At 57.4% G+C, this 4,558-nt stretch carries 4 protein-coding genes; 2 read left to right on the top strand and 2 right to left on the bottom strand.

Translation table 11 applies throughout. From position 1 onward, the window contains the following. Positions 1 to 93 precede the first annotated feature (93 nt). Together hppD and AC1DRJ_RS19690 are read right to left on the bottom strand one after the other, a co-directional pair. A complete protein-coding gene (hppD, locus tag AC1DRJ_RS19695; protein WP_477803620.1) occupies positions 94 to 1,170 on the bottom strand; it encodes a 4-hydroxyphenylpyruvate dioxygenase in 1,077 nt (358 codons plus the stop codon). A 249-nt stretch (positions 1,171 to 1,419) separates the two neighbouring features. Beyond that, positions 1,420 to 2,358 (bottom strand): DMT family transporter, encoded by a 939-nt coding sequence (locus AC1DRJ_RS19690; protein ID WP_477803619.1) that lies wholly within the window; start codon positions 2,356 to 2,358, stop codon positions 1,420 to 1,422. Positions 2,359 to 2,432: 74 nt separating this feature from the next. On the opposite strand from AC1DRJ_RS19690, the gene AC1DRJ_RS19685 reads away from it, so the two are divergent. Continuing rightward, positions 2,433 to 3,305: a LysR family transcriptional regulator gene (locus AC1DRJ_RS19685; RefSeq protein ID WP_477803618.1), complete on the top strand. Its 873-nt coding sequence runs from the start codon at positions 2,433 to 2,435 to the stop codon at positions 3,303 to 3,305. Positions 3,306 to 3,420: 115 nt separating this feature from the next. Beyond that, positions 3,421 to 4,558, top strand: a 1,138-nt coding sequence (locus tag AC1DRJ_RS19680; protein WP_477803617.1) for a CSS-motif domain-containing protein, incomplete at its 3' end; no start/stop codon positions are given.

Here is a 4,558-nt window from a genome sequence, read left to right as displayed (position 1 = left end):
TCGCGAAGGCGTCGTGTCAGTCAACTTCGATGTTGAATGAACGATTGCATTCGCGAGCAGGCTCGCTCCCACAGTTTTTAGCGGTGTGGTGGGTTAATCGGTGGCGAGTACGCCACGACGAACCTGGTCACGCTCGATCGATTCGAACAGTGCCTTGAAGTTGCCTTCGCCGAAGCCATCGTCGCCTTTACGCTGGATGAATTCGAAGAACACCGGCCCCATCAGGGTTTCCGAGAAGATCTGCAGCAGAAGACGCTTGTCGCCCGACTCCGACGAGCCGTCCAGCAGAATCCCGCGTGCTTGCAGTTGATCAACCGGCTCGCCGTGGTTCGGCAAACGGCCTTCAAGCATTTCGTAGTAGGTTTCCGGTGGCGCGGTCATGAAGCGCATGCCGATGCTTTTCAGGTGATCCCAGGTCTTGATCAGGTCATCGCTGAGGAAGGCTACGTGCTGGATACCTTCACCATTGAACTGCATCAGAAACTCTTCGATCTGCCCGGCGCCCTTGGACGATTCTTCGTTCAGCGGGATGCGGATCATGCCGTCCGGCGCGGTCATGGCCTTGGAGGTCAGGCCGGTGTATTCGCCCTTGATGTCGAAGTAGCGAATTTCGCGGAAATTGAACAGCTTCTCGTAGAAGTTCGCCCAGTAAGCCATGCGACCGCGATACACGTTGTGAGTCAGGTGGTCGATGATTTTCAGACCCGCACCGACCGGGTTGCGGTCCACACCTTCAATGAACACGAAGTCGATGTCATAGATCGAGCTGCCCTCACCGAAACGGTCGATCAGGTACAGCGGCGCGCCGCCGATGCCTTTGATCGCCGGCAGGTTCAGTTCCATCGGGCCGGTTTCGATATGGATCGGCTGGGCGCCGATTTCCAGTGCGCGCTTGTAGGCGAGCTGCGAATCCTTGACGCGGAATGCCATGCCGCACACCGACGGGCCGTGTTCGGCCGCGAAGTACGAAGCGACGCTGTGCGGTTCGTTGTTGAGGATCAGGTTGATCGCGCCCTGGCGATACAGGTGCACGTCTTTGGAGCGGTGGGTCGCCACCTTGGTGAAGCCCATGATCTCGAAGATCGGCTCCAGGGTGTTCGGGGTTGGCGATGCTAATTCGATGAATTCAAAGCCCATCAAGCCCATTGGGTTTTCGTATAAATCTGCCATTTTGGCGCCTCATCATGCTTTTGGAATTAACAAATGTCAGTTGCGAGCAATGCTGAGACCGGCAGGTGGCGCACAGGAGATGCCCCGCACGCTGCGGGCGAGGAAGTCACCGTAGATCAATTGAAACCCAAAACTCTTCATTGTCGACCCAAGGCTCTTGCGGGCGAGGCTTCTGCTGCCAGAAGACGTTTATTATTGTATGCGTAACCCGATTCTACACAGCGTAAATCGGTTTGTCCGCCTTCTGTATCAAATCCCCTTTTTCCCTACTCGCGCAAGGGGTTTGTTGCAAAGGAAAATCCCCGCCAGGATCAGCGCGCCACCAAGGCACATGGCCAAGGTCAATGGCTCGCCCAGCAGCAGTGCACCAAGGATGACCGCGGTCAGCGGATTCAAGGCAATGAATACACCTGAACGCGTCGCGCCGATCTGGCGAATGCCGTCGTAGTAAGCAATGTAGGCCAGCGCCGAACCCAATACGCCGAGGTACATCAGGCTCAACCATTGTTGCGGGCCGAGGCTGAGGAGCGCGCTGACACTCAATTCGCCGCGCACGGCGCTGGTCGCACAGAGCATCGCAGTGCMCAGCAAAATCGAATACGTGACCGTCTGCACGGGCCCCAGGGCCTGATTCAGGTCTTTGGATAACAGCGAATAAATCCCCCAGCCAAGTACGCAGCCGAAAATCATCAGGTCACCGATCCAGGCATTGGCATCCCCGGCCAATAATTGCGGATTACGACTGGCAATCACCACGCTCGCTCCGGCAATGCAAATCGCGATGCCAAAAACTTTCGCCCTGCTCAAGCGTTCCTTGAACAGTAACCACGAGGCGAAACCAATCACGGCCGGGTTAAGCGCAACGATCAAAGAGGCTCGCGAGGCATTGATGTAATGCAGCCCATAAAAGAAGCACAGGTTGTAGAAGAAGATCCCGAAGAACCCCAGGAGCACAAGTTGCAGCCATTGACGCAGGCTCGGCCGGGACAACTTGACTCGCGCCAGCAGCAGAAACAGCAACAACGCCGCGCTGGCCAGCAAGAATCTGAGGCTGGCGGCGAATAACGGGCTGAGGCTGTCCGACAGATAACGCCCGGCCACGAACGTCCCACCCCAGATCATGGTGACGGCGGCGAGTTTCAAATACACCGGGGTATCGGATGTTGTTGATTGCACGAAGATTGTCATTGGAGCAAACCGGGCCAGGAAAGATGACGTATCATTCGACTAATGATCGATCATCGTAAAATGAGTAAATACTCATGACCCTGACACAACTGGAGATTTTCTCGCTGGTCGCCGAGCTGCGCGGTTTCACGGCGGCCGCCAATCGCTTGGGGATTTCCCAATCAGCGGTCTCTCACGCGCTCAAGTCGCTGGAACAGGAATTGGGCGTCGAATTGTTGCGGCGGCATCAGTCTCAGGTCGAACTTAGCGACATCGGTCAGCAGCTATTGTTGCGCGCCCGGGCAATGCTCGGCCTGGCTAACACCCTGCGCCAGGAAGCGGCCGATGCGCGCGGGATGAAACGCGGCACGCTGCGCATCGGCTCGTTTGGCCCGACCTCGTCGATCAGGTTGCTGCCGCAGATTCTGCAGCACTACCGCGCAGCTCACCCCGGGGTTGAAGTGCACATTGACGAAGGCCCGGACCGCCAAGTGATTCAATGGCTTGAAGAGCGACGAATCGATATCGGCTTTGTGGTCCTGCCCGAAGAACGCTTTGACACTTTTGCTTTAATCGAAGACCAGATGATCGCACTGCTTCCCGCCGAACACCCACTGGCAGGTCGAGACAGCCTGAGCCTGAGCGACTTGTGCAGCGACCCGTTCGTGCTGACCGAAGCCGGATCTTCGGAGTTGGTCTCAGGCCTGTTCAGCGCCGCTCGACTGACACCGAATATCCGTTACCGCTGCTCACAATTGCTCAGCACGCTGGACACAGTGGCCCGCGGTGATGCTCTGACCGTCGTCGCAGAAAGCTCACTGCCCGACGACGACAGCCGCCGATATGTGAAAAAACCTTTGTCGCCCGCCGTCATTCGTCACGTCGGGCTGGCGGTACTTGATCAGCGCCAGTCATCGCCCGCCACGCTGGCCTTTATCAAACTGGCCACCAGGCTGAACCCTTGTTAAGCGGCATAAGCGCCGAGGGCCAACTATTATGGCCTCTACCTGAACTCTTTTTGGGAGGCGAGTTATTGTCTTGCCAGCGTTTGAGAGCCCTGCTTCGTCGTGAGAGATTTTGCGGATGCCATTGAGTGCCAAAAGCCGTCGACCGTTGCGTACCCGCATTATGGTGCCCCTGCTGTGTGGGCTGCTCCCGGTAATACTGGGCGGCGCCATTCTCTATATGCAGGCTGAACGGGCTCTGGAGCAAAGCAGCCGGCTGACCGCTGACGAAGCCCTGCGCCAGTTCGAACTGATGCTCGACAATACGGCCCAGTCCGCGCACGAATTGCTGCCGCTGGCAGGCCAAAAGTGCGACGACGTGAAGTTGGCCCTGCGTGAACAGGTCACCCGCCGCCCATTTGTGCGTTCCGCCAGTCTGGTATTGGACGATTCCATTTATTGCAGCTCTTTGTTCGGCGACCGCCAAGAGCAGATATCTGCCGGTGACTATACGCAAGGCAAGCTGTTGCTCATGAGTGGTAACCAGGTCACGCCCGACACGGCGGTGTTGGTGTATCGCCTGAGTGAGGGAAAACAGGGCGCGCTGACGACACTGGACGGTTACCACTTAATTAACGTACTGCGCCTGATTGGTCGCAAGACCTCACTATTGCTGCAAGTGGGACCGAATTGGTTGTCCGCGGACGGCAAGGTCCACGCAGGCGCCCTGCCCACCTTGCCCGTCGCCGAAAGCGAACTCACCTCCTCGCGCTATGGCTTTACCGTTGTCGCCGGTTACCCCGAGGGCGAAACCTGGCGTTACATGGCCAAGGACTACCCACCGCTGTTTAGCCTGCTGATTTTTYTTGGTGTGGTGTCGGGCGCAATCGGATACGTCTTGCAGAAGCGTTCATGGTCGCCTACTCGCGAAATGCAGCGCGCTTTGGCTGCGCAAGAGTTTGTCCCGTATTTTCAGCCGGTCGTGCATGGCGATACCAGGAAGTGGTCCGGCACCGAAGTGTTGATGCGTTGGAAACACCCGAAGGAAGGCCTGGTACGCCCTGACCTGTTCATCCCGTTTGCTGAAGATTCCGGGCTGATCGTGCCGATGACCCGTTCACTGATGCGCCAGACTGCCCAATTGCTGGGTCCTGTTTCTGCCTCGTTCAATGAACCCTTCCACATCGCCATCAACATTACCGCCAGTCACTGCAATGACCTGGAGCTGGTCGAGGACTGTCGTACGTTTCTCCATGCCTTCGCACCCGGCTCCATCT

This window comes from Pseudomonas sp. P5_B2 (assembly GCF_056400445.1).
The sequence above is the reverse complement of the archived record's forward strand: the minus strand, read 5'-3'. Positions and strand labels throughout refer to the sequence as shown.

What these genes read in the sequence shown, in the direction of transcription:
- hppD (WP_477803620.1), bottom strand. Translation starts at nt 1,170, where the DNA reads ATGGCAGATTTATACGAAAACCCAATGGGCTTGATGGGCTTTGAATTC.
- AC1DRJ_RS19685 (WP_477803618.1), top strand. Translation starts at nt 2,433, where the DNA reads ATGACCCTGACACAACTGGAGATTTTCTCGCTGGTCGCCGAGCTGCGC.